23 protein-coding genes are annotated in these 21,829 nt (G+C 71.0%); 16 read left to right on the forward strand and 7 right to left on the reverse strand.

The features are described from left to right. Positions 1–24: 24 nt before the first annotated feature. The 6 genes from alaS to PUT80_RS14225 are packed head-to-tail and all read left to right on the forward strand — an operon-like array spanning position 25 to position 7,972. On the forward strand, positions 25–2,688 hold the full coding sequence (gene alaS / locus PUT80_RS14200) for an alanine--tRNA ligase (RefSeq protein WP_037818976.1): 2,664 nt from the start codon (positions 25–27) through the stop codon (positions 2,686–2,688). Continuing rightward, positions 2,678–3,178, forward strand: coding sequence for a Holliday junction resolvase RuvX (ruvX, locus tag PUT80_RS14205; RefSeq protein WP_037818975.1), 501 nt, complete (start codon positions 2,678–2,680; stop codon positions 3,176–3,178). The genes alaS and ruvX overlap by 11 nt, the downstream gene beginning before the upstream one ends. After that, entirely contained in the window at positions 3,175–5,544 is a 2,370-nt protein-coding gene (gene mltG, locus PUT80_RS14210; RefSeq protein ID WP_275292208.1) for an endolytic transglycosylase MltG, read from the forward strand. The genes ruvX and mltG overlap by 4 nt, the downstream gene beginning before the upstream one ends. Beyond that, positions 5,528–6,394, forward strand: a complete 867-nt coding sequence (locus PUT80_RS14215; protein ID WP_275292209.1) for a shikimate dehydrogenase — start codon at positions 5,528–5,530, stop codon at positions 6,392–6,394. Before mltG ends, PUT80_RS14215 begins: the two co-directional genes overlap by 17 nt. A gap of 44 nt (positions 6,395–6,438) precedes the next feature. Then, complete coding sequence (locus PUT80_RS14220; RefSeq protein WP_275292210.1) at positions 6,439–7,005, forward strand: GrpB family protein; 567 nt, start codon at positions 6,439–6,441, stop codon at positions 7,003–7,005. A 22-nt stretch (positions 7,006–7,027) separates the two neighbouring features. Further along, the gene (locus PUT80_RS14225) at positions 7,028–7,972 is read left to right on the forward strand and encodes a D-2-hydroxyacid dehydrogenase family protein (RefSeq protein WP_037818972.1); all 945 of its coding nucleotides are present in this window, start codon (positions 7,028–7,030) and stop codon (positions 7,970–7,972) included. Here PUT80_RS14225 and PUT80_RS14230 read toward each other — a convergent pair. The 5 genes from PUT80_RS14230 to PUT80_RS14250 all read right to left on the reverse strand — a co-directional run bounded on the left by PUT80_RS14230 (position 7,969) and on the right by PUT80_RS14250 (position 12,736). After that, a complete protein-coding gene (locus PUT80_RS14230; protein ID WP_275292211.1) occupies positions 7,969–9,465 on the reverse strand; it encodes an alpha/beta hydrolase in 1,497 nt (498 codons plus the stop codon). The two genes, PUT80_RS14225 and PUT80_RS14230, sit on opposite strands and share 4 nt — an antisense overlap. Next, positions 9,462–10,277: a serine hydrolase domain-containing protein gene (locus tag PUT80_RS14235; protein ID WP_275292212.1), complete on the reverse strand. Its 816-nt coding sequence runs from the start codon at positions 10,275–10,277 to the stop codon at positions 9,462–9,464. Before PUT80_RS14235 ends, PUT80_RS14230 begins: the two co-directional genes overlap by 4 nt. Before the next feature lie 125 nt (positions 10,278–10,402). Beyond that, positions 10,403–10,672 carry an HPr family phosphocarrier protein gene (locus PUT80_RS14240; protein WP_037818967.1) on the reverse strand — a complete coding sequence of 90 codons (270 nt, stop codon included), beginning with the start codon at positions 10,670–10,672 and terminating at the stop codon, positions 10,403–10,405. A 28-nt stretch (positions 10,673–10,700) separates the two neighbouring features. Continuing rightward, on the reverse strand, positions 10,701–11,942 hold the full coding sequence (locus PUT80_RS14245; RefSeq protein WP_037818965.1) for a PTS transporter subunit EIIC: 1,242 nt from the start codon (positions 11,940–11,942) through the stop codon (positions 10,701–10,703). Continuing rightward, on the reverse strand, positions 11,939–12,736 hold the full coding sequence (locus tag PUT80_RS14250; RefSeq protein WP_037818964.1) for a GntR family transcriptional regulator: 798 nt from the start codon (positions 12,734–12,736) through the stop codon (positions 11,939–11,941). The genes PUT80_RS14245 and PUT80_RS14250 overlap by 4 nt, the downstream gene beginning before the upstream one ends. Positions 12,737–12,981: 245 nt before the next feature. On the opposite strand from PUT80_RS14250, the gene PUT80_RS14255 reads away from it, so the two are divergent. Both PUT80_RS14255 and PUT80_RS14260 read left to right on the forward strand, forming a co-directional pair. Beyond that, entirely contained in the window at positions 12,982–13,218 is a 237-nt protein-coding gene (locus PUT80_RS14255) for a PTS glucose/sucrose transporter subunit IIB (RefSeq protein WP_037818963.1), read from the forward strand. Further along, positions 13,215–13,670 (forward strand): PTS glucose transporter subunit IIA, encoded by a 456-nt coding sequence (locus PUT80_RS14260; protein WP_037818962.1) that lies wholly within the window; start codon positions 13,215–13,217, stop codon positions 13,668–13,670. Before PUT80_RS14255 ends, PUT80_RS14260 begins: the two co-directional genes overlap by 4 nt. 48 nt (positions 13,671–13,718) lie before the next feature. Here PUT80_RS14260 and PUT80_RS14265 read toward each other — a convergent pair whose 3' ends face one another. After that, a complete protein-coding gene (locus PUT80_RS14265) occupies positions 13,719–14,138 on the reverse strand; it encodes a Rieske (2Fe-2S) protein (RefSeq protein ID WP_275292213.1) in 420 nt (139 codons plus the stop codon). A gap of 101 nt (positions 14,139–14,239) precedes the next feature. Between PUT80_RS14265 and PUT80_RS14270 the strand changes: the two genes are divergently transcribed. Next, positions 14,240–14,644 carry a hypothetical protein gene (locus PUT80_RS14270; protein ID WP_275292214.1) on the forward strand — a complete coding sequence of 135 codons (405 nt, stop codon included), beginning with the start codon at positions 14,240–14,242 and terminating at the stop codon, positions 14,642–14,644. Here PUT80_RS14270 and PUT80_RS14275 read toward each other — a convergent pair. Beyond that, complete coding sequence (locus PUT80_RS14275) at positions 14,607–15,023, reverse strand: pyridoxamine 5'-phosphate oxidase family protein (protein WP_134731728.1); 417 nt, start codon at positions 15,021–15,023, stop codon at positions 14,607–14,609. The two genes, PUT80_RS14270 and PUT80_RS14275, sit on opposite strands and share 38 nt — an antisense overlap. An 82-nt stretch (positions 15,024–15,105) precedes the next feature. Here PUT80_RS14275 and PUT80_RS14280 point away from each other — a divergent pair, with 82 nt between their 5' ends. From PUT80_RS14280 to aroQ, 7 genes are all read left to right on the forward strand, one after another. Beyond that, a complete protein-coding gene (locus PUT80_RS14280; RefSeq protein WP_275292215.1) occupies positions 15,106–16,050 on the forward strand; it encodes an AraC family transcriptional regulator in 945 nt (314 codons plus the stop codon). Positions 16,051–16,559: 509 nt separating this feature from the next. Next, entirely contained in the window at positions 16,560–17,633 is a 1,074-nt protein-coding gene (locus PUT80_RS14285) for a prepilin peptidase (protein ID WP_275292227.1), read from the forward strand. A 49-nt stretch (positions 17,634–17,682) separates the two neighbouring features. After that, positions 17,683–18,870 (forward strand): chorismate synthase, encoded by a 1,188-nt coding sequence (gene aroC, locus PUT80_RS14290; protein ID WP_037818955.1) that lies wholly within the window; start codon positions 17,683–17,685, stop codon positions 18,868–18,870. Continuing rightward, on the forward strand, positions 18,867–19,391 hold the full coding sequence (locus PUT80_RS14295) for a shikimate kinase (RefSeq protein ID WP_205670102.1): 525 nt from the start codon (positions 18,867–18,869) through the stop codon (positions 19,389–19,391). The genes aroC and PUT80_RS14295 overlap by 4 nt, the downstream gene beginning before the upstream one ends. Before the next feature lie 140 nt (positions 19,392–19,531). Further along, entirely contained in the window at positions 19,532–19,687 is a 156-nt protein-coding gene (locus tag PUT80_RS14300; protein ID WP_275292216.1) for a hypothetical protein, read from the forward strand. Positions 19,688–19,695: 8 nt separating this feature from the next. Beyond that, a complete protein-coding gene (gene aroB, locus PUT80_RS14305; RefSeq protein WP_275292217.1) occupies positions 19,696–20,811 on the forward strand; it encodes a 3-dehydroquinate synthase in 1,116 nt (371 codons plus the stop codon). Then, the gene (aroQ, locus tag PUT80_RS14310; RefSeq protein WP_037818952.1) at positions 20,808–21,239 is read left to right on the forward strand and encodes a type II 3-dehydroquinate dehydratase; all 432 of its coding nucleotides are present in this window, start codon (positions 20,808–20,810) and stop codon (positions 21,237–21,239) included. Before aroB ends, aroQ begins: the two co-directional genes overlap by 4 nt. Positions 21,240–21,829 lie beyond the last annotated feature (590 nt).

Consider the following 21,829-nt stretch of genomic DNA (forward strand, 5'->3'; position numbering starts at 1 on the left):
GGTCTTCAGCACAAGGACGTACCCGTGGACACACACGAGATCACCGACCGTTTCCTGCGCCACTTCGAGAGCAGGGGCCACACGCGCGTGCCGAGCGCCCCGCTGATCCTCGACGACCCGAACCTGCTGTTCGTCAACGCGGGCATGGTCCAGTTCAAGCCGTACTTCCTCGGCGAGGCCCCGCCGCCCTACCCGCGCGCGACCTCGGTGCAGAAGTGCGTGCGCACGCCGGACATCGACGAGGTCGGCAAGACCACCCGGCACAACACGTTCTTCCAGATGGCGGGCAACTTCTCGTTCGGCGACTACTTCAAGGAAGGCGCGATCGAGAACGCCTGGGAGCTGATCACCAAGTCCCAGGACGACGGCGGCTTCGGCCTCGACCCGGACCGGATCTGGGCGACCGTCTACGAGAAGGACAGCGAGGCGGCCGGGCTGTGGCGCAAGCTCACCGGCCTGCCCAGCGAGCGGATCCAGGTCCGCGACGGCAAGGACAACTACTGGGACATGGGCGTGCCCGGTCCCGGCGGCCCGTGCTCGGAGATCTACTACGACCGCGGCCCGGCGTACGGCCGCGAGGGCGGCCCGGTCGCCGACGAGGACCGCTACATCGAGATCTGGAACCTCGTCTTCATGCAGGACGTCCGCGGCGACCAGAGCCCGAAGCTGGGCCACCCGCCGATCGGCGAGCTGCCGAAGAAGAACATCGACACCGGCATGGGCGTCGAGCGCGTCGCGACGATCCTGCAGGGCGTCGAGAACGTGTACGAGACCGACCTGGTGCGCCCGGTGATCGGCCGCGCCGAGGAGTTCTCCGGCCGCCGCTACGGCGCCAACCACGCCGACGACGTGCGCTTCCGCGTCATCGCCGACCACGCGCGCACCGGCGTGCTGCTGATCGGCGACGGCGTCACCCCCGGCAACGACGGCCGCGGCTACGTGCTGCGCCGCCTGCTGCGCCGCATCGTGCGCTCCACGCGCCTGCTGGGCGTGCAGGAGCCGGTGCTGCAGGAGTTCGCGAAGGTCGTCAGCCAGACCATGGGCCCGACCTACCCCGAGCTGGTCAGCGGGTTCGACCGGATCTCCGAGGTCGTGCGCGTCGAGGAGGAAGCCTTCCTCGCCACCCTCACCAGCGGTTCGCGCATCTTCGACCTGGCCGCGGCCGAGACGAAGAAGGGCGGCGGCGACGTGCTCGCCGGCGACAAGGCGTTCCAGCTGCACGACACCTACGGCTTCCCGATCGACCTGACGCTGGAGATGGCTTCCGAACAGGGCCTGACCGTCGACGAGGCCGGGTTCCGCACGCTCATGGAGGAGCAGCGCAAGCGCGCCAAGGCGGACGCGGCGTCGCGCAAGAGCGGCCACGGCGACCTGTCCGAGTACCGCAAGGTGCTGGAGCAGCACGGAGAAACCGAGTTCCTCGGCTACACCGAACTGCAGGCGGACGCGAAGGTCGTCGGCCTGCTCGAGGACGGCCTGCCGGTGCGCAGCGTCGCCGCGGGCCGCAAGGCGGAGCTGGTGCTCGACCGCACCCCGTTCTACGCCGAGAGCGGCGGGCAGATCGCCGACACCGGCGTGCTGGTCGGCGACGGCGTCGAGCTGAAGGTGCTCGACGTGCAGAAGATCGTGCCGGGCCTGTTCGTGCACCGCGTCGAGGTGACCCAGGGCGAGGTCGGGATCGACACCCGGCTCACCGGGTCGGTGGACGCGAACCGCAGGCTCTCGATCGAGCGCTCGCACTCGGCGACGCACCTCGTGCACGCGGCCGTCCGCGGCGCGTACGGCAAGCGCGCGGCGCAGGCCGGTTCGCTCAACGCGCCGGGCCGGATGCGGTTCGACTTCACCACGCCGGGCGCGGTGTCGGCCGACATCCTCACCGAGGTCGAGCAGGAAGTGAACGACTACCTGCAGACCGACGTCGAGGTGCAGAGCTACACCACCACCAAGGACAAGGCGCTCGAGCTGGGCGCGGTCGCGCTGTTCGGCGAGAAGTACGGCAACGACGTCCGCGTCGTCGACATGGGCGAGTACTCCCGCGAGCTGTGCGGCGGCACGCACGTCGGCCGGATCGGCCAGCTGGGCCTGGTCAAGCTGGTGTCGGACGCGTCGGTCGGCTCGGGCGTGCACCGCGTCGAGGCGCTGGTCGGCCCGGACGCGCTCAAGCACGTCCGCAAGGAGCAGCTGCTCGTGTCGCAGCTGGCGAACACGTTCAAGGTGCCGTCGGACGAACTGCCCGGCCGGATCGAGGACGTGCTGTCCCGGCTGAAGAACGCCGAGAAGGAGATCGAGCAGCTGCGCACGCAGCAGGTGCTCGGCTCGGCCGGCGCGCTGGCGGACAAGGCGCAGGACGTCTCCGGCGTCTCGGTGGTCGCCGAGGTCGTGCCGGACGTCGACGGCAACGGCCTGCGCGCGCTCGCCTCGGACATCCGCGGGCGTCTCGGCGACCGCGCCGGGGTCGTCGCGCTGTTCGCGCCCTCGGGGGAGAAGGTGGCCTTCGTGGTCGCCACGACCTCGGCGGCGCGCGACAAGGGAATCGCGGCGGGCAAGCTCGTGCCGTCGTTCGCCGGGGCGATCGGCGGGCGCGGCGGCGGCAAGCCGGACATGGCCCAGGGCGGCGGCAGCAACCCGGCGGGCGCGGAGCAGGCCGTGACGGCGCTGCGCGCGGCGGTCGCGGACCTTGGCCGCTAACCCCCGGAGAGGCCCGGATCGGCCCGGCGAGTCCGATCCGGGGCGGGGCAGGCGGCTCGCGGTCGATGTCGGGTCTGTCCGGGTGGGGGTCGCGCTCAGCGATCCCGCCCCCGTGCTCGCGAGCCCGCTCGTTACCCTCTCCCGTGATGCGAAGGACGACAGCGATCTGGACCGGCTTGCCGATCTCGTCACCGAACACGAGGTGGTCGAGGTGATCGTGGGCTTGCCGAGGACGCTGGCGAACCGGCAGGGCGCGGCCGCGGACATCGCGCTCGCGTATGCGGACAAGCTCGCCGGGCGCGTGGGGGACGTGCCCGTGCGGCTGGCAGACGAGCGGTTGACGACGGTCACCGCGTCGCGAATGCTGTCCCAGCGGGGGGTCAAGGGACGCAAGCAGCGCGCCGTGGTGGACCAGGCAGCGGCAGTCGAGATCCTGCAAGCCTGGCTCGACGCCGCCGCCGCGCACCGCGCCCGGAAAGGCGACTCATGACCGACCCCCGCGGCCCCGGCAATCCGGGTGGCCGCCGTCGGCTGCGCAACCCCGACAACCCGGACGTGCCGGACCCCGCGGCGGGTACCGGCGCTCCCGGCGGACGGCGCAGGCGACGCGAGCCCGAAGACGAAGCACCTCCCCGCCGCGCGATGCCGGAAGGCATGCCGCCTGGCGAACGACGACGTCCGCGCGGCGACGTGCCGCAGCGTCCCGCGGAAGGACGCCGGCGCGCACCCGAGGGAACCCCTCGCCCTGCCGGCGAACCGCCCCGTCGCGTCGCACCGGACGCGATGCCTCCGGCCGAACCGCCGCGTGGCCCGACCGCCGACGCTCCGCCGACCCGGCGGCGCCGTCCGGTCGCGCCGCAGGACCGGCCGAAGCGGTCGACGGAGAACTGGGACTTGCCGCCGCACGCGGCCGACGACCTTCCCCGCGCCCGGCCGCGCCGCATAACTCCGGACGAGGTACCGGTGGCCGGGAACGACCTCCCGCCCGCGGAAGCCGAGCCGCCCGCCGGTCGACGCCGTCGCCGCGAGGACGTTCCACCGGTCGACGCTCCGGCCGGCCGTCGTCGGCTTGAGGACGCGCCGCCGCCGGTCGATCCTCCGGCTGGCCGTCGCCGTCGGCGCGAGGACATTCCGCCGCCCGTCGACGTCGAGCCGCCGTCCGGCCGTCGTCGCCGGGACGATGTCGAGCTGCCCGCGGAAGCTGCCGCGCCTGGCCGTCGCCGGGCGCCGGAGATGCCGCCGCCCCCTCCGGTCCGGCGCGCTCCCGCTCCGCCGCCGGACGGCTCCATGCCGCCGGATCCCCGGTTCGCCGAGGCTTCGATGCCGCGCGATCCTCGGTTCGCGGACGCGTCGATGCCGCCGGACCCGCGGTTCGCCGAGGCTTCGATGCCGCGCGATCCCCGGTTCGCCGATGCGTCGATGCCGCCGGATCCCCGGTTCGCCGAGGCTTCCATGCCGCGCGACCCGCGTTTCGCGGACGCGTCGATGCCGCGCGACCCGCGCAGCCAGCCGCCGCGCCGGCAGCCGGTCGAGCAGCCCACCGAAGTGATCCCGGCCGTGCCCGCCGCGGCGCACGAACCGGAGCACCCGGACGAGCAGCCGATCGACGGCCTCTTCGAGGACGAGTACGACGAATACGGCGAGTACGAGGACTACGACGGCTACGACGAGGACGGCTACCCCGAAGACGGGGCCGAGCCGCCGGTCGACGAGCCGCCCGCGAAGAAGCCCCGCAAGAAGCGCAAGCGCGCGATCGGCTGGATCGCCGCGGTGCTCGTGCTCGTCCTGCTCAGCGGCGGCGCGTATTTCGGGTATCAGAAGATCTTCGGCTACGCGGACTTCGACGGTTCCGGCGAAGGCGACGCGCTCGTGCAGGTCGAACAGGGCGACACGACGTCCGCGATCGGCGCGAAGCTCACCGACGCGGGCGTGGTCGCGAGTTCCCGGGCGTTCGTGAAGGCGGGCGCGGAAAACACCGCGCTGAGCAAGATCCAGCAGGGCTACTACCTGCTGCGCCAGCACATGTCCGGCGAGAACGCGGTCGACCTCATCACCTCGCCCGCCGCACGCGTCGGGCGGCTGGAAATCCGGCCGTACACCCAGTTCGACGACATCACCCAGCCCGACGGCAAGGTCACGCCGGGCGTGTTCAGCCTGATGTCGAAGGCCTCGTGCGCGACTTTGAACGGCAAGAGCACCTGTATCCCGGTCGACCAGCTGCGCAAGACCGTCGCCGACGCCGATCTCAAGGCGCTCGGCGCGCCGGAGTGGGCGCTGGCCGACGCGGGCAAGGCGCTGAGCAAGGACAAACGGCTCGAAGGCCTGATCGCTCCCGGCGTGTACGACGTCAAACCCGGCTGGAGCGCGACCGAGCTGATCACCGACCTGGTGAAGCAGTCGGCCGATTCGATCCAGGCGGCCGGGCTCACCGCGCAGAACACCGGGCCGGGGAAATCGCCGTACGAGACGCTGATCATCGCGTCGCTCATCGAACGCGAGGCGATCAAACCGGACTTCGGCAAGATTTCGCGAGTGATCTACAACCGGCTCACGCAGCGCATCCGGCTGCAGCTGGACTCCACGGTCAACTACGTGCTGGACCGCCCGACGCTGCTCACCAAACCCGAGGACCGGGCGAAAGCGGGGCCGTACAACACGTACGCCAACTACGGTCTCCCGCCGACGCCGATCGCGGTGCCCAGCATGGACGCGATCAAGGCCGCGGTCAGCCCGACCCCCGGCGACTGGGTGTACTTCGTGAAGTGCGAGAAGGACGGGCATTCCTGCTTCGCGGTCACGAACGACCAGCACAACGCGAACAGGACCCTGGCGGAGCAGCGTGGCGTCATCAAGTGACCGCCCGCGCCGCGCGGCGGTGCTGGGCAAGCCGGTGGCGCATTCGCTGTCGCCGGTGCTGCACCGCGCGGCGTTCGCGGCGCTGGGGCTGGACGGCTGGACCTACGACCGGGTCGAGACGGACGCCGACGAGCTGCCTGGCTTCGTCGACGGTCTCGGCCCGGAATGGGTCGGCCTCTCGGTCACCATGCCGGGCAAGCGGGCCGCGCTCGACCACGCCGCCGAGGTCACTCCGCGCGCGGCCGCGGTCGGCGCGGCGAACACGCTCGTGCGGCGTCCGGACGGCTGGCTCGCCGACTGCACCGACGTCGACGGAGTGACCGGAGCCCTGCGCTACGCCGGCGGCTACTCGCCGTCCGCGAGCGATCAGGCGGTGGTGCTTGGCGCGGGCGGGACGGCTGCAGCCGCGGTAGTCGGATTGGCCGCGCTCGGCGTCGCGACGGTGCGTTTGGTGGTGCGCGAACCGGCGCGGGCTTCGGAAACCGTGGACGCGGCCAAGCGCGCGGGCCTCGCTGTGGACGTGCTGCGCTGGTCCGATACGGACTTCGCGGAGCTGGCGGACCGCACGGCGGTGCTGGTCAACACGGTGCCGCCGGACGCGGTCGTGCCGCATCTCGCGGAACTGTCCCGGATCGGCAGCGTGCTTGACGTGATCTATCACCCGTGGCCGACGCCGCTGGCCGAGGCGGTCGAACGCCGCAGCGGACGGCTCGCGACCGGGCTCGACATGTTGCTGCACCAGGCATTCGGGCAAGCGGAGCACTTCACCGGGCAACCGGCACCGCGTGCGGAGATGCGGGCGGCACTGCGCGAGGCGAGCGGGAACATCCTGCCGCTGCCGATTTCCTGATATCCTGGCGGGCTGCTTTTCAGCCAGCAACAGGGGGAATCACGGTGACCAGGCAACAGTTCGGGGAGAAAGAAATCCAAGCGGCGTGGGTCGGCGAGGCGCCGAAACTCGGCACTACCATCACACTCGCCGAGTACGACCCGGAATGGCCGCGGCTCTACGAACGCGAGGAACAGCGGATCCGCTCCGTGCTCGGGGAGCGCGTGCTCGTCCTCGAACACGTCGGGTCCACCTCGGTGCCGGGGCTCGCCGCCAAACCGATCGTCGACATCCTGCTCGAAGTGCCCGATTCGGACGACGAGGACGCGTATGTCCCCGACCTCGAAGCGGCGGGCTACCGGCTGGTGATCCGCGAGCCGGACTGGGAGAAACACCGCCTGTTCAAGGGTCCGGACACGAACATCAACCTGCACGTCCATTCGCCCGGCAACGGCCAGACCGAGCGCTACCGGCTGTTCCGCGACCGGCTGCGCAGCCATCCGGAGGAACTGGCGCTGTACCTGGCGAAGAAACGCGAACTCGCCGCGCAGGTCTGGGAGTACGTGCAGAACTACGCCGACGCGAAGAACGATGTGATCGACGAGATCATCGAGCGGGCGCGCAACGCCTGACCCGCGGGTTACGGTGGGCGGCATGAAGATCGCGATCCTCGACGACTACCAGAACGTGGCTCTCCAGTGTGCGGACTGGGAGCCGCTCGGGGCGGAGATCGAGGTGTTCACCGAGCCGTTCGCCGGGCCGGACGAGGTCGTCGCGCGGCTGGCCGGGTTCGACGTCGTGGTCGCGATGCGCGAGCGCACGCCGTTCCCGGCCGCGGTGTTCGACCGGTTGCCGGAGCTGAAACTGCTGGTGAGCACCGGCCGGCGGAACGCGGCGATCGATCTGGACGCGGCGAAGCGCCGCGGTGTCGTGGTGTCCGCGACCGGGGCGCTCGCCGCGCCGACCGTCGAACACGCCTGGGCGCTGATCCTGGCCGGTGCGCGCAATCTGCCGCTCGAGTTCCGTTCGATGCGCGAGGGCGGCTGGCAGGTCGGTCTCGGGATGGCGTTGCGGGAGAAGACGCTCGGCCTGCTCGGGCTCGGCAGGCTGGGAGCCGAGGTCGCGCGGATCGGCCAGGCGTTCGGGATGAAACCGATTGCGTGGAGCCAGAATCTCACTCCGGAGCGGGCTGCCGAGCACGGGGTCACCGCAGTGTCCAAAGAGGACCTGTTCGCGCAGTCCGATGTTCTGTCGGTCCACTTGGTCCTGTCCGAGCGCACTCGCGGTTTGGTCGGTGCTGCCGAACTCGCCGCGATGAAGCCGACCGCACTCCTGGTGAACACTTCGCGCGGGCCGATTGTCGACGAATCGGCGTTGGTGGAGGCGCTGCGCGGCAAGACGATCGCGGCGGCCGCCCTGGACGTCTATGACGTAGAGCCGCTGCCCTCAGATCACCCGCTGCGGACGTTGGACAACGCGATCCTGACGCCGCACATCGGTTACGTGAGCCGGGAAACGTACGAGATCTTCTACGGCGGCGCGGTCGAGGACATCGCCGCGTTCCAAGCGGGCGAGCCGATCAACGTGCTGAACGGCTAGGGGAACGGCCGGACCTCCGGCGGGTAGACCGTCCCTTCCGGAGGCACCGTCAGATCGGTGAAATACCGTGCCATCGCTGCGGAAGCGGCTGTGCTGGGCACGTCGAGCGTGGTGTGTCCGGCACCGTCGACCACGACTACGTGACCGTCGCCGAGTTCCCGTGCGGTGGCCTGGGCGTTCGCGAGCGGGGTGACCGGGTCGTTCCGGTTGGCCAGGATCAGGATCGGATGCTGCCGCGGCCGGTTCCACGGTCCGAGGTACCGGTCTTCGTCCCGGGCGGGCCAGCCGACGCACCGCGCCATCGAAAACACTGGCGCGACACCGAAATACGGCTGCCGTTTCGCTTCTTCCGCAGCGAGTTGGGCGTACTTGGCGGTGTCCTGCGGCAGTTCGCTGTCCAGGCACTGCACCGCCAGGAACCCGGGCGAATGCGTCGGCACGCGCGGATCCAGCACGGGCACTGGGGAGACTGGCGACGACGGCACGAGCGCGGCGAGCGTCTTCGCCAGCCGGGGCCACCGGGACGACTGATACAGCGCCCGGTCGATTGTTTCCATCAGCGACGCCACCGTCATGCCGCCGACCGGACCGTGCGTCAGACGGGCGAACACCGCGGCGAATTTCTGCTTCAGGTCGCCGCCGGCGAACGCGCATTTGCCCGGTCCTGCTGCGTTGCAGGCAGCGAAGAACGCTTCGAGTTCCTGTTGCTGGGCAGTCGCGACGTCGGCGCGCACGTCGACCGGTTTCTGCTGCTGACCCGGTTGTCCGGTGGAATTCGCGACGAGGTCGAGCGTTCCGTCGAGGACCATCGCGCGCAGCTTGCCGGGGAACAGATTCGCGTAGGTGCCGCCGAGATACGTGCCGTAGGAATAGCCGTAGAAGTTCAGCTGCTGCTCGCCGAGCGCCTGCCGGAGCAAATCCATGTCCCGCGCGACATTTGCCGTCGACAGGTGCGACAGCTCCGCACCGGTGCCCGCTGCGCACGCCTTGCCGACGGCCGCGCTGGCGGTCCAGAACGCCGCGCTGTCCCGCAGCGGCGAACCGGCGGCGGGCGGCGTCCCCGGGCACTGCACCGGGGCGCTGCCGCCGATTCCGCGCGGATCGAAGCTCACCAGGTCGAACTTGGCCCGCAGCTCTTCGGGATATCGCGGGCCGAACCGCATCAGCTCGCCGACGCCGTCAGTGCCCGGCCCGCCGAAATTGATCATCAGCGACCCGACGCGGTGCGCGGGATCGGTAGCGGGCATGCGGATCACCGAGAGATTCAGCTTCGCCCCGCCGGGTTCGCGGTAGCTCAACGGAACCGGTGCCGTCGCGCATTGGAAACCGCCGTGACACGGGTCCCAGTCGAGTTTCGGTGCCGCGGCGCCGTTGGTGCCCAACGGAAGTGGCGCGTCCGGCGCGGGCAATGCTTGGGGCGCTTGGGTTTGCGCGGCCGGTGCGGAACAACCCGCGGCGAGCAGCAGAGCGGCCAGCGCCCACCGGAGTCTCACGCGGAGAGTTCCGCCAGCACGGCGTCAGTGAACGGCGGCCACACTTGCGCCGCCCACGGCCCGAACGAACGGTCGGCGAGCGCGACGCAGGCGTGTCCCGCTTCCGGGTCCACCCACAGGAAGGTGCCGGACTGCCCGAAGTGACCGAACGTGCGCGGCGAACTGTTCGCGCCCGTCCAGTGCGGGCTCTTGTGGTCGCGCAACTCGAAGCCGAGGCCCCAGTCGTTCGGCTTCTGGTGCCCGAAGCCGGGCAGCACGCCGTTCAGCCCGGGGAACGCGATTTCCGTGGCCGCACTGAGGGTTTCCGGCGCGAGCAGCTTGGGCACCTGCAGTTCCGCGGCGAACCGGAGCAGATCATCCAATGTGGACACCGCGCCCGCGGCGGGGGAGCCGTCCAGCCGGGTCGACGTCATGCCCAGCGGTTCGAAAAGCGCTTCCCGCTGGTACTCGGCGAAGGCGATGCCGGAATGCTCGGCCAGCGCGTCGGCGAGTTCCTCGAACCCGGCGTTGGAGTACAGCCTGCGCGTGCCCGGCTCGGCCATCGCCTTGTGCGCGTCGAAGGCGAGCCCGGAGGTGTGCGCGAGCAGATGCGCGACGGTGGAGCCTTCCGGCCCGGCAGGCGTGTCGAGTTCGACGACGCCCTCTTCGACCGCGATGTGCGCGGCGTAGGCGGTGAGCAGTTTGGTGACCGACGCGAGCCGGAACGGGCGGGCCGGGTCGCCGTGGCGTCCGCGCACCTCGCCGGAAGCGGAGACCGCCCCGGCCGCGGCGTTGTCCACTGGCCACTCGTCGATCAGGCGCAGACTCTCCATGCCCGCCAGCGTAATAGGACCCGCCGCCGGGCTGTTCCGCAGTGCCCCGGCGCGAACGAACCGTGCGGGGCCCCGGAAGCCCGGGAGCCCCGCACGGTTCGTGTTTTCCCCGTGGAGCGGTATCGCTACTGAGCGTCGAGATCGGTGGCGACCAGCTCGGCGACGGCCTCGACCGCCGCCTCAGCACCGTCTCCCTCGGCGCTGATGACGACCTCGTCGCCGTACGCGGCGGCGAGGGTCATCAGGTTGAGGACGCTGCCGGCGGCCACCGGGTCGCCGCCGTCCTTGGCGATCTGGACCGCGACGGGCTGGGCCGCGGCCGCCTTGGCGACCAGTGCGGCCGGCCGGGCGTGCAGCCCCACCTTGCTGGCCACGGTGACGCGTTTCTCCGGCATGGTGTACCTCTCTTGCTTTTCTCGGGTGTTACTTCGCGGCCGTGCGCTCGAGGTCGCCCTCGATCGAGTCGTCCTCGCGGCCCGGCGTGCGCAGGTTGAACTTGGTGATCACGACGCGGAACACGACGTAGTAGATCACGGCGAACACGAGCCCGATCGGGATCAGCAGCCACGCCTTGTGCGCGGTGTCCAGCGACGAGTTCAGCGCGAAGTCGATCGCGCCGCCGGAGAACGAGAAGCCGAGGTGGATGCCCAGCGCGTTGCAGACCGCGAGCGAGACGCCGGTCATCACCGCGTGGAAGATGTACAGCGGCCACGCGACGAACATGAACGCGAACTCGATCGGCTCGGTGACGCCGGTGATGAAGGCGGTGAGCGCGGCCGAGATCATGATGCTGCCGACGAGCTTGCGCTGGCCGGGACGCGCGGTGTGCACGATCGCGAACGCCGCCGCCGGGAGGGCGAACATCATGATCGGGAAGAACCCGGTCATGAACGCGCCGGAGCCCTGCACGTGGTGGAAGAAGTTGGTGAGGTCGCCGCCGCCGAAGATGAACCACACCGGCACGTTCAGCAGCTGGTGCAGGCCGATCGGGATGAGCAGGCGGTTGAGCAGGCCGTAGATGCCGCCGCCGAGGACCGGCGAGCCGACGACGGCCTCGCCCGCCGAGGTGATGCCCTGGTCGACGTACTTGAAGAGCAGGCCGAAGATCACGCCGAGCACGATCATCGCCAGCGCGGTGATGATCGGCACGAACCGGCGGCCGCCGAAGAAGGCCAGCCAGGACGGCAGCTTGATCCGGTGGTAGCGCTGCCACAGCAGGGCCGCCACGATGCCGGACACGATGCCGGTCAGCACGCTGTAGGGCCAGTGGATCGGCGCGAGGTCCCAGCCGGGCTTGTAGCCCTGCTGGCTCTTGATCGGGGCGATCGCCTGGATCACCTTGTTGAACACGACCCAGCCGATGACGGCCGCGACGGCGGTCGACCCGTCGCCCTTGCGGGCGAAGCCGACCGCGATGCCGATCGCGAAGATCAGCGGCAGCCAGTCGAAGATGCCGCCGCCCGCCGCGCCGATCACGTCGGCGGCCTTGCCCCAGTTCAGGCCGTCCTTGCCGAGGACGTCGTCCTGGCCGAGCCGGTTCAGCAGACCGGCCGCGGGCAGCGTGGCGATCGGCAGCATGAGGCTGCGGCCGAAGCGCTGCAGCCCGGCAAGGCCGCCGCCGCCCTTCTTCTTCCCGCTGGCCCCAGCCGCGGTGGTGGCGCTCATCGGATACCTCCATTGTGGGGTTGGTCGCCGGAACCCGGGGAGTTCCGGTCCAGCTGCATGGTCACCTGGTAGTGGTCGCCCCGGTACCAGGACGTCATGTCCTCGACCGGTTCGCCGCCGGAGCTGGAAACCCGGCGGAACACCAGGAGCGGACTGCCGGTGCGCATGCCGAGCAGGCGCGCCGTTTCGCGGTCCGCGGATTCGGCCCACACCGTCTGGTACGCCTGGTCCGGCCGGAGCGAGAACGCGTCGGCCAGCTGGGCGTACAGCGAACGGGTCAGGTCGAGGTCGAGCAGGCCGGGAGTCCGGCCCGCGTGGTACCAGCCGCGCTCCACGGCCAGCGGGACGCCGTCGGCGCGCCGCAGCCGCACGAGCCGGTGCGCCGCGACGCCCTCGGCGAGGCCGAGCGCGTGCGCCGAAGTCACCGGCGGGACCTCGGTCGAGGTCGAGATCACTTCGGTGGTCGGGGTGAGCCCGCGCCGGCGCATGTCGTCGGTGAACGACATCAGGTACACCTGCAGTTCCATCCGCCGGGCGGCGGTGAAGGTGCCCTTGCCCCTGACCCGGGCCAGCAGTCCTTCCTCGACGAGCTTCCCGATCGCCGAGCGGACGGTGAGCCTCGAAACGCCGTAGTGCTGCGCGAGCTCTCGCTCGGACGGGATCGGCGAGCCCGGCGGGAGCTCGCGCTCCACCAGGCGGCGCAGGATCTCCCGCAGCTGGGCGTGCTTCGGGGTCGGCCCGTTGACGACGCGGTCGGCGGGGTCGGACGGCGGAATGTGCGCGGCCGCACTCATCTCGGTGTCACCCTCCCTCGCTTCTCGCGCACCGGGGCCGGTGCTCGCGTCCGCGCCGGAAGATTGGTACGTTCCGGTCTAGACCAATGATCTGATGGGGCAGGATGCTCCGCAGCGCGAGCAGGTGTCAACCACCGTTATCCGTTCGTGGCCGGGCTCGCTCGGCAACGTGGCAAACGGCGTAGTAATGGTGGCGGAGCGCACCTGTTCCAGGTGGAAAACCAACGGGATACGAGGAGGCCGCGATGGCGGATGACAGGCCGGAAAAGATTCTCGCGGCGCTCGGCGGCGCGGACAATCTCGTCGAGATCGAGGGCTGCATCACGCGGCTGCGGTGCGAGATCGAGGACATGTCCCTGGTGGACGAAGCCGCGCTGAAGTCGGCCGGCGCGATGGGCGTCGTGAAGATGGGCTCGGCGGTCCAGGTCATCGTCGGCCCGGAGGCGGACACCATCGCCAGCGACATCGAGGACTTGATGTGAGCCTGCCGATCCTGAGCCCGGTCGCCGGCGAGGTCGTCGCGATCACCGAGGTGCCGGACCCGGTGTTCGCCGAGGCGATGGTCGGCCCCGGCATCGCGGTGAAGCCGTCCGGCGGCCGCGCCGACGCGGTCGCCCCGGTCGACGGGACCGTGGTGACGCTGCACCCGCACGCGTACGTCGTGGCCACTGAGGACGGCCGCGCGGTGCTCGTGCACCTCGGCATCGACACGGTCAAGGAAAAGGGCGAGGGGTTCACCCTGCACGTCGTCAAGGGCGAGAAGGTGCGGGCGGGCCAGCCGATCGTGGGCTGGGACCCGGAGGCGGTCGCCGCCAAGGGCTACTCGCCGATCGTCCCGGTCGTCGGGCTCGACGCGTCCGCCGACGTCCTCGCCGGCCTCGAAGGCGGCCGCACGGTCGCCGCCGGGGACGAGCTTTTCACCTGGAACGATTGAGCCGAACGCCCTTTGTGGACGGTGAGCGTCCACAAAGGGCGATTCCGGTCACGCGGAGACGATGTCCCCGTTCTGGATCTTCACCGGCACTGCGGCCAGTGGCGTGCTCGCCGGTCCCTGCTTCACCGCGCCGGTCAACGCGTCGAATACCGAACCGTGGCAAGGGCAGCGCACCTGGCCGTTCTGCGGCGGGTTCACTTCGCAGCCTTGATGCGTGCAGACGGCGCTGAAACAGACGACCTTCCCCGCCGTCGGCTGCGCGACGACCACGTTGTCGCCGTTCATCAGCTTCGCGTATTTCGCTTGTCCCACCGGCACTTCCGCCAGTGCGATGACCTTCCCGCCCGGCTTCGGCGGGGCCGACTTGGACTCTTGGCCCCCGGCCCCGCACGCGGCGAGGGTGACGGTGCCCGCGACGGTCGCCCCGCAGGCGAGGGCGGCGCGGCGGGAGTGCAGTTCGGCAGTCATGCCCAGTGCAACGAACCGCGGCGGTCCGAGTTGCCCGTGAACCGCCGCGGCCTTCCGTGCGTGTAGTCCGTATCCGGCTTTCCGCACGGAAGGAGACGCCCATGCTGACGACCTGGACGCGCGCACTCGGCGCGGCGGGCCTGGCGGGCTCGGCGGCGATCCACTTCTATCTGTATTGGGGCAGCGGCTACGCGGACATCCCGGTGGTGGGGCCGCTTTTCCTGGTGAACGGCATCGCTGGCGTGGTGATCGCGATCGCGCTGCTCGCCTGGCGGCATTGGCTGCCGGCGTTCTTCACGCTGGGCTTCGGCGGCGTGACGCTGCTGGCGTACCTGCTGTCGGTGACGGTCGGCTTCTACGGCGTGCGCGACCAGTTCAACAGCCAGTACGAGTACTGGGGCGTGATCACCGAAGCGGTGTGCGTGGTCTGCGGTCTGGTGCTGCTGGTGCGGGAGGTCCGCGGACGGGTCAGAACGCGTAGCGGTGCACTTTCTCCGGGTGAATGACGATCCGGACCTGCGGCAGCTCTTCGAGGATCTTGAGCCCGGCCGCGCCCTCGTCGGTGCTGAGGTCCCAGTACCGGGCGGCGAGCCTGCGGGCGAGGTCGTGCCCGCCGTCTTCCTCGATCGTGACGCGCCCGGCGACGGACACCCAGCGCTCCGGTTCGCCGACCGGAGCCGCGACGACGATCGACGCGCGCGGATCCTCGCGCAGCTGGCGGATCTTCGCCGAGTCCGGCGCGGTGAACAGCTGGATCGTCCCGTCATCGGCGGCCTCGAACCACACCGGCCGCGGCTGCGGCGGACGCGGTCCGGCGGCGACGGTCAGGAAGCCGTGCAGGGGACGGCGGAGGAACTCGAGATCATGGTCGGTCAGCGTGCTCATGGCTGGGATTTAACCGGGCTTTCTCGGACGATCCCATAGGCGATACGGCGGATTGCCTGTCCATTCGTCTAACCTCGGGCAGGTGGATGCCTTCAGCGATTTGATCCGCGGGGTCCGGGCGCACGGCTCGTTGTTCGGCTGCACGGCCCTGTCCGCGCCGTGGTCGCTGCGCTTCGTGGACGGCCCTCCGCTGACCCTGTGCACGCTGTTGAGCGGCGAGGGCTGGATCGTGCCGGAAGACCATCCGCCCGAGCTGCTGCGCGCCCGCGAAACCATCCTCGTCCGCGGCCCGTTCTCCTTCGTGGACCGCCTGGACACCCCCGCCGCCCCCGTCGAATGCGGCGAGTTCTGCGCCACCCCCGACCAGGGCGGCACCCAGCACCACCTGGGCTGGAACGACCCGTTCTACGGCGAAACCAACCTGATCGTCGGCGCGTATCCGGGACACAGCCGCAGCCGCATGGCCGCGCTGCTGGACGCACTGCCGGTAGTGGTCCGGCCGCCTTCCTCGGACGCGGAAGACCCGGTGCTTGATCACTTGGCCGCCGAACTGGCCGTCGACGCGCCCGGTCAGCAAGTCGTCCTGGACCGGCTCCTGGACTGGATGCTGGTCTGCCTGCTGCGCGACTGGTTCGACCGCCCAGGCGGCACCCCGCCGCCGTGGTGGGCGGCTCAACGGGACCCGGTGGTAGGCGCTGCGCTGCGCCTGCTGCACGCGGACCCGGCAGCCCCGTGGACGGTCGTCACACTGGCCGCCCGCGCCGGAGTTTCGCGGTCCACCCTGGCCAAACGCTTCGCGGACCTGGTAGGGGAGCCGCCGATGACGTACCTGACCCGATGGCGGATGACCCTGGCCGCGGACCTCCTGACGGAACAGCCGTCAATGCCGATCGCGGAGGTGGCCTGCGCGGTGGGCTACTCGGACGCGTTCGGCTTCAGCGCCGCCTTCAAACGCTTGCGGGGCGTCAATCCGTCGGGATACCGGCGGGCTTTCCTGGCCGGGGAGTTGGTCTCTTCCCACGTCTGATCTCAGCGGGCTGTGGCTTCTACCCTGGCTGGTGCTTTCCCCACTGCCGATCTCGGTGGGGCTTTGGCTTCTTCCGCCCGGCTGATGCGTTTTCCCACGGCTGATCTCGGTGGGGCTGTTGTTTCGTCCGCCCGGCTGATGCTTTGTCCCGCGGCTGGTCTCGGTGGGGCTTTGGCTTTTTCCGCCCTGCTCATGCTTTTCCCACGGCTGACCTTGCCGAGGCGTTGGCCTCTTCCCCCGGCTGATGCTTTGCCCACGGGCTGATCCCGGCGGGGCTGTGGCTTCTCCCCTCCGGCTGATGCTTTTTTCCACCGCGTTCCTCGCCGAGGCTCTGGCTTCTTCCCCCAGCTGATTCTGCCTCTGTCGAGTGAACCTTCCGGCGTGTCGCGCACGAGGGGTCCCCTCGCGCAGTGGTTTGTTTGCCCTGGTCCAGGCGTTGGCGACAGGCTGGTCGCATGGTTTTGACAGCAGTGCTCGCAGCCGGAGCGGTGGTCCCCGTGCTGCTGGTGATGACGAAGAAAGCCGGTGCCCCAGTCTCCGCAGTGCTGGGCATCACCACCGCCGTGGCGGCAGTCGCCGTAGCCGCGTCCCGCGCCGACGCGGGCGCACTCCCGGCTTGGTGGCTCCCCGTGGCGTGGCTGGTCTCGGTACTCGGCGTACCCCTCGCGCTGGCTGACGCCCGGCACCGCCGTCTCCCGGACGTCCTGACCCTGCCTGCTTACCCCGCCGTCGCCCTGACCCTCACCCTCGCCGCTCTGAGCGGCGGAGGCTGGCGCTTGGCCGCTGGCGCCCTCCTGGGCTGCCTGCTGTTCGGCGGAACACACCTGATCGTCCACCGACTGTCGGCGGGCGGCCTCGGCCCAGGAGACGTGAAACTGGCCGGGTCCTTCGGCGCAGTCCTGGGCGCAGTCGGCGGACTGGCCCCCGCGGTGGCGGCGGTTCTGGCGGCGCTGGTGAGCGTGGCGGCTTTCGTGCCGATGTGGCTGACACGCCGGATCCGTCAACTGCGCGGGTCTGCTCGAGAGCCAGCTCTCGCTCCTCCGTTATCCGCCACCCCGACGCCTCCGCCCGTCACCGATTCGACCGCCGCACCATCGCTCCACTCCGAAGCCGAAGGAGGCCTCCACGAGCCCACGCCGAGCCAACCCGACTCCCCGCCCCTAGCGGCCGACCCTGCCCAGCCGTCTACGCCGACTGCCACTCCGTCCACGCTCACGGACTCCGCTACTGCCACTCCCTCCGCGCCGACCAATGCCGCTCCCGTGCCGCGCGCTCCCGTTGCCGCGCCGTCTGGCTCGGCCTCCACGTCAACCGAGCCCGCTCTCGTGCCGAGGCCCGCCTCGTCCTCACCGCCGACCGGCCTCGCTTCCGCGCCGCCCGCTCCCGCTACTGCGCCGACTGCTCCAGCCCCCACGTCAACCGGCGTCGCCCTCCCGCCGAGGCCCGCCCAATCCGCACCGCCGCCCGACCCCGCCCCCTCCCGAATCCGCGCCGGCCCCCTCCGCGTCCCCTACGGCCCGGGCTTGGTTCTGGCCACCTGGGCGTGCGCGGTCTTCCCAGCCGCTGGAACGGGCATCGCCTGAGGCCAGGGGCTCTGCCAGGCCGCCGGACGCGCCGTGACAGGATTGGCCGGTGCTGCGCTGGATCACCGCTGGAGAATCGCACGGACCCGCCCTCGCCGCTGTGCTCGAAGGGCTGCCTGCCGGGGTGGAGGTGACGACCTCGGACCTCTCCGCGCAGCTCGCGCGGCGCCGGCTCGGGTTCGGCCGCAGCCCCCGGATGGGCTTCGAGACCGACCAGGTCCAGTTCCTCGGCGGGGTCCGGCACGGGGTCACCCAGGGCGGCCCGATCGCCGTCCAGATCGAGAACGCCGAGTGGCCCAAGTGGGAGAAGGTCATGGCGACCGATCCGGTCGACGAGGCCGAACTCGCCGGGCTCGCCCGCAACGAGCCGCTGACCCGGCCCCGCCCGGGGCACGCCGACCTGCCCGGCATGCAGAAGTACGGCTTCGACGAGGCCCGTCCCGTCCTGGAGCGCGCCAGCGCTCGCGAGACGGCCTCGCGGACCGCGCTCGGCACGGTCGCGCGGAACTTCCTGCGGCAGCTGCTCGGGGCCGAGGTGCTGAGCCACGTCGTCTCCATCGGCGGCGCGGACGCTCCCGACGGCCCGCTCCCGCAGCCGGGCGACCTCGCGGCGATCGACGAGAGCCCGGTGCGCGCGTTCTCGGCCGAGGGGACCGAGGCGATGGTCGCCGAGGTCGACGCGGTGCGGAAGGCAGGCGACACCGTCGGCGGCGTGATCGAGGTGATCGTCTACGGGCTGCCGCCGGGCCTCGGCTCGCACGTGCACTGGGACCGCCGTCTCGACGCGCGGCTCGCCGGCGCGCTCATGGGCGTGCAGGCGATGAAGGGCGTCGAGGTCGGCGACGGCTTCACCACCGCCCGCCGCTGGGGCAGCCAGGCGCACGACGAGATCGACCGCGGCACCGGACCGGTCGGCGTCACGCGCCGGTCGAACCGCGCGGGCGGGCTCGAAGGCGGCATCACCAACGGCGAACCGCTGCGGGTGCGCGTCGCGATGAAGCCGATCTCGACCGTGCCCAAGGCACTGTCCACAGTGGACGTCCGGACCGGCGAGCCCGCCGTGGCGATCCACCAGCGTTCCGACGTGTGCGCGGTGCCGCGCGCGGGCGTGGTGCTGGAGTCGGTCGTGGCGCTGGTCGTCGCGGACGCGGCGCTGGAGAAATTCGGCGGCGACTCGCTGGCCGAGACCCGGCGCAACGCGCAGTCGTACTTGAAGGCGCTCGAGGAGCGCTGGTGAGCCCGCGCGCGGTCGTCATCGGACCGCCGGGCTCGGGCAAGAGCACGGTCGGCCCGCTGCTGGCCGCCGCGCTCGGCGTGTCCTTCCGCGACACGGACGACGACATCGTCGCCCGCGCTGGACGCGCCATCTCGGACATCTTCGCCGACGACGGCGAACCCGCCTTCCGCGCGCTCGAGGAGGAAGCGGTCGCCACCGCCCTCGCCGAACACGACGGCGTCCTCTCCCTGGGCGGCGGAGCCCCGCTCACCCCCGGCACCCGCGCCCGGCTTCAGGACCACACGGTGGTCTTCCTGAACGTCGGGCTCGCCGCGGGCGTGCAGCGCACCGGGATGTCCAGCGCCCGCCCGCTGCTCGCCGGCATCAACCCGCGCGCCACCTTCAAAGCCCTGCTCGACCAACGGCTGCCGGTGTACCGCGAGGTGGCGACCGTCGAGATCGAGACCGACAAACGCACGCCAGAAGAGGTCGTCGCGGCCGCCGTCGCCGCCCTCGAACCCGACCGGGTCCGCGAACAGTGACCCGCCACCGGCCCGGATCCAGCCAGCGGAGCCAGCCCGGCCCCGCCTGGCTGACCGCGCCGAGCCGGGTTGCCGGAGACCAGCCAGCGGGACTGCCTTGGCCGGTCAGCCACGCGAAACCAGGTGCGGCGGGCCGAGTCGTGCCGACCGGTTCGCCGGATCTGCTGGCCTCGGCCGTCCCCGGCGCGAACCAGAACCCCACCGCCAGCCACCCTGTCCGCACCAGCCTCGGCCGCACCCAGCCGATGCCGTTGAGTCACCACCCCGCCCAGGACCTCCCGGTCCGGGAGCAGTGAGGAGAACCGTGTCCGTCACCCCGCCCGTCCGGATCCGGGTCGCCACCGCGCAGCCGTACGACGTGCTCGTCGGGCGCGGCCTGCTCGGCGAACTCACCGAGCAGCTCGCCGACGCGTCGAAGGTCGCGCTGATCCACCCGCCGACGCTCACCGCCACCGCCGAGGCCGTTCGCGACGAGCTGGCCGCGGCCGGGCTCGACGCGCACCGCGTCGAGATTCCCGACGCGGAGGACGGCAAGGCCTTCTCGGTCGCCAGTTTCTGCTGGGAGGTGCTCGGCCGGATCGGGCTGGACCGGCGCGGCGTGGTCGTCGCGCTCGGCGGCGGGGCGGTCACCGACCTCGCCGGGTTCGTCGCGGGCACCTGGATGCGCGGCGTCCGGCTGGTGAACGTGCCGACGACGCTGCTCGGCATGGTCGACGCGGCGGTCGGCGGGAAGACCGGGATCAACACCGAAGCGGGCAAGAACCTCGTCGGCGTCTTCCACGAGCCCTCCGCCGTCCTGGTCGACCTCGCGACGCTGGAATCCTTGCCGCGCAACGAACTCGTCGCCGGGATGGCCGAGATCGTCAAGACCGGCTTCATCGCCGACCCGCGCATCCTCGAACTGATCGAGGCCGACCCGGAGCAGGCGCTCGACCCGACCGGCGACGTGCTCGCCGAACTCGTCCGCCGCTCGATCCAGGTGAAGGCCGACGTCGTCGCGGCCGACCTGCGCGAGTCCGACCTGCGCGAAATCCTCAACTACGGCCACACCCTCGGCCACGCCATCGAACGCCGCGAGCGCTACCGCTGGCGCCACGGCGCGGCGGTCAGCGTCGGCCTGGTGTTCGCGGCGGAACTGGCCCGTCTCGCCGGACGTCTCGACGACGCCACCGCCGACCGCCACGCCTCGGTGCTCAAACTGATCGGCCTGCCCACCGCCTACGACCCGGACGCGCTGTCGCAGCTGCTGGAAACCATGAAGGGCGACAAGAAAACCCGCTCCGGCGTGCTGCGCTTCGTCGTCCTCGACGGGCTCGCCAAACCCGGCAGGCTGGAAGGCCCCGACCCGTCGCTGCTCGCCGCCGCGTACTCGGCGATCGCGGCCGAGCCCTCCGGAAACGGCGGGAGCGTGCTGCTGTGAAAACGTTCGTGTTCAACGGCCCCAACCTGGGCCGCCTCGGCAAACGCGAGCCGGACGTCTACGGCTCCACCACGCACGACGACCTCGCGCAGTTGTGCGTCTCGACTGGCCAGGAACTGGGCCTTGACGTCGAGGTGCGCCAGACCGACCACGAGGGCGAACTGGTCGGCTGGCTGCACGAGGCCGCCGACGCGGGCGCGCCGGTCGTGCTGAACGCGGGCGCGTGGACCCACTACTCGATCGCCGTCCGCGACGCCGCCGCGCAGCTCACCGCGCCGCTGATCGAACTGCACATCAGCAACGTGCACAAACGCGAGGAATTCCGGCACCACAGCGTGCTTTCCGACATCGCGACCGGGGTGATCGTCGGCCTCGGCGTGGACGGTTACGGGCTCGCGTTGCGCTGGATTGCCGCGCACGCGTCCTGACTTCGCGGCGGGAGCTTCGGGACCGGCGTGATCGCTGGTTTGGGGCGGATGGTCACGGGCTCGCGTTGCGCTGGATTGCCGCGCACGCGTCCTGACCTCCCCGCGGAACCCCCGCAACCGGCGGGATCGCTGGTTTTGGGGCGGGTAGCCAAGGGCACGCATTGAGCTGGATTGTGGTGCACACGTCCCGACCTCGCGCCGGGAGCTGTGACGAGGTGGTTTCGGGCGCACGGCGGGCTTTCGTGCATCGCGACCGGCGTGATCGCTGGCGTTGAGGCGGATGGTTGCGCGTTCGCGTTGCGCTGGATTGCCGCGCGCTCGTCCTGACTTCGCAGCGGGGCGGTTCAGGCAGCAGGGCGGGCTTTCAGAGACCCCGCGCCCGCAACAACCGCCAGACTTGGCGCGGACAGCCATACCCCGCCCGACGCCAGGCAGCCACCCCCAGGCCAGCGGGCGAAAGACCTCCGCACCAGCCGAAAAGCAAGCCCCCGGTAAACCCGCCGTCTGACCGGCGGATGCGCGACGTGGTTCACCCATCCGGTGCCGCTGTCGCTACACTCGGCGATCATGCACCCGTTTCGTCGTGGGGG

The organism is Amycolatopsis sp. La24 (genome assembly GCF_029087445.1).
GTDB lineage: Bacteria > Actinomycetota > Actinomycetes > Mycobacteriales > Pseudonocardiaceae > Amycolatopsis > Amycolatopsis nivea.

What these genes read in the sequence shown, in the direction of transcription:
- mltG (WP_275292208.1), top strand. Translation starts at nt 3,175, where the DNA reads ATGACCGACCCCCGCGGCCCCGGCAATCCGGGTGGCCGCCGTCGGCTG.
- PUT80_RS14255 (WP_037818963.1), top strand. Translation starts at nt 12,982, where the DNA reads ATGGCGGATGACAGGCCGGAAAAGATTCTCGCGGCGCTCGGCGGCGCG.
- PUT80_RS14240 (WP_037818967.1), bottom strand. Translation starts at nt 10,672, where the DNA reads ATGCCGGAGAAACGCGTCACCGTGGCCAGCAAGGTGGGGCTGCACGCC.
- PUT80_RS14285 (WP_275292227.1), top strand. Translation starts at nt 16,560, where the DNA reads ATGACGAAGAAAGCCGGTGCCCCAGTCTCCGCAGTGCTGGGCATCACC.
- PUT80_RS14225 (WP_037818972.1), top strand. Translation starts at nt 7,028, where the DNA reads ATGAAGATCGCGATCCTCGACGACTACCAGAACGTGGCTCTCCAGTGT.
- PUT80_RS14270 (WP_275292214.1), top strand. Translation starts at nt 14,240, where the DNA reads ATGCTGACGACCTGGACGCGCGCACTCGGCGCGGCGGGCCTGGCGGGC.
- PUT80_RS14235 (WP_275292212.1), bottom strand. Translation starts at nt 10,277, where the DNA reads ATGGAGAGTCTGCGCCTGATCGACGAGTGGCCAGTGGACAACGCCGCG.
- PUT80_RS14245 (WP_037818965.1), bottom strand. Translation starts at nt 11,942, where the DNA reads ATGAGCGCCACCACCGCGGCTGGGGCCAGCGGGAAGAAGAAGGGCGGC.
- PUT80_RS14265 (WP_275292213.1), bottom strand. Translation starts at nt 14,138, where the DNA reads ATGACTGCCGAACTGCACTCCCGCCGCGCCGCCCTCGCCTGCGGGGCG.
- PUT80_RS14275 (WP_134731728.1), bottom strand. Translation starts at nt 15,023, where the DNA reads ATGAGCACGCTGACCGACCATGATCTCGAGTTCCTCCGCCGTCCCCTG.
- PUT80_RS14250 (WP_037818964.1), bottom strand. Translation starts at nt 12,736, where the DNA reads ATGAGTGCGGCCGCGCACATTCCGCCGTCCGACCCCGCCGACCGCGTC.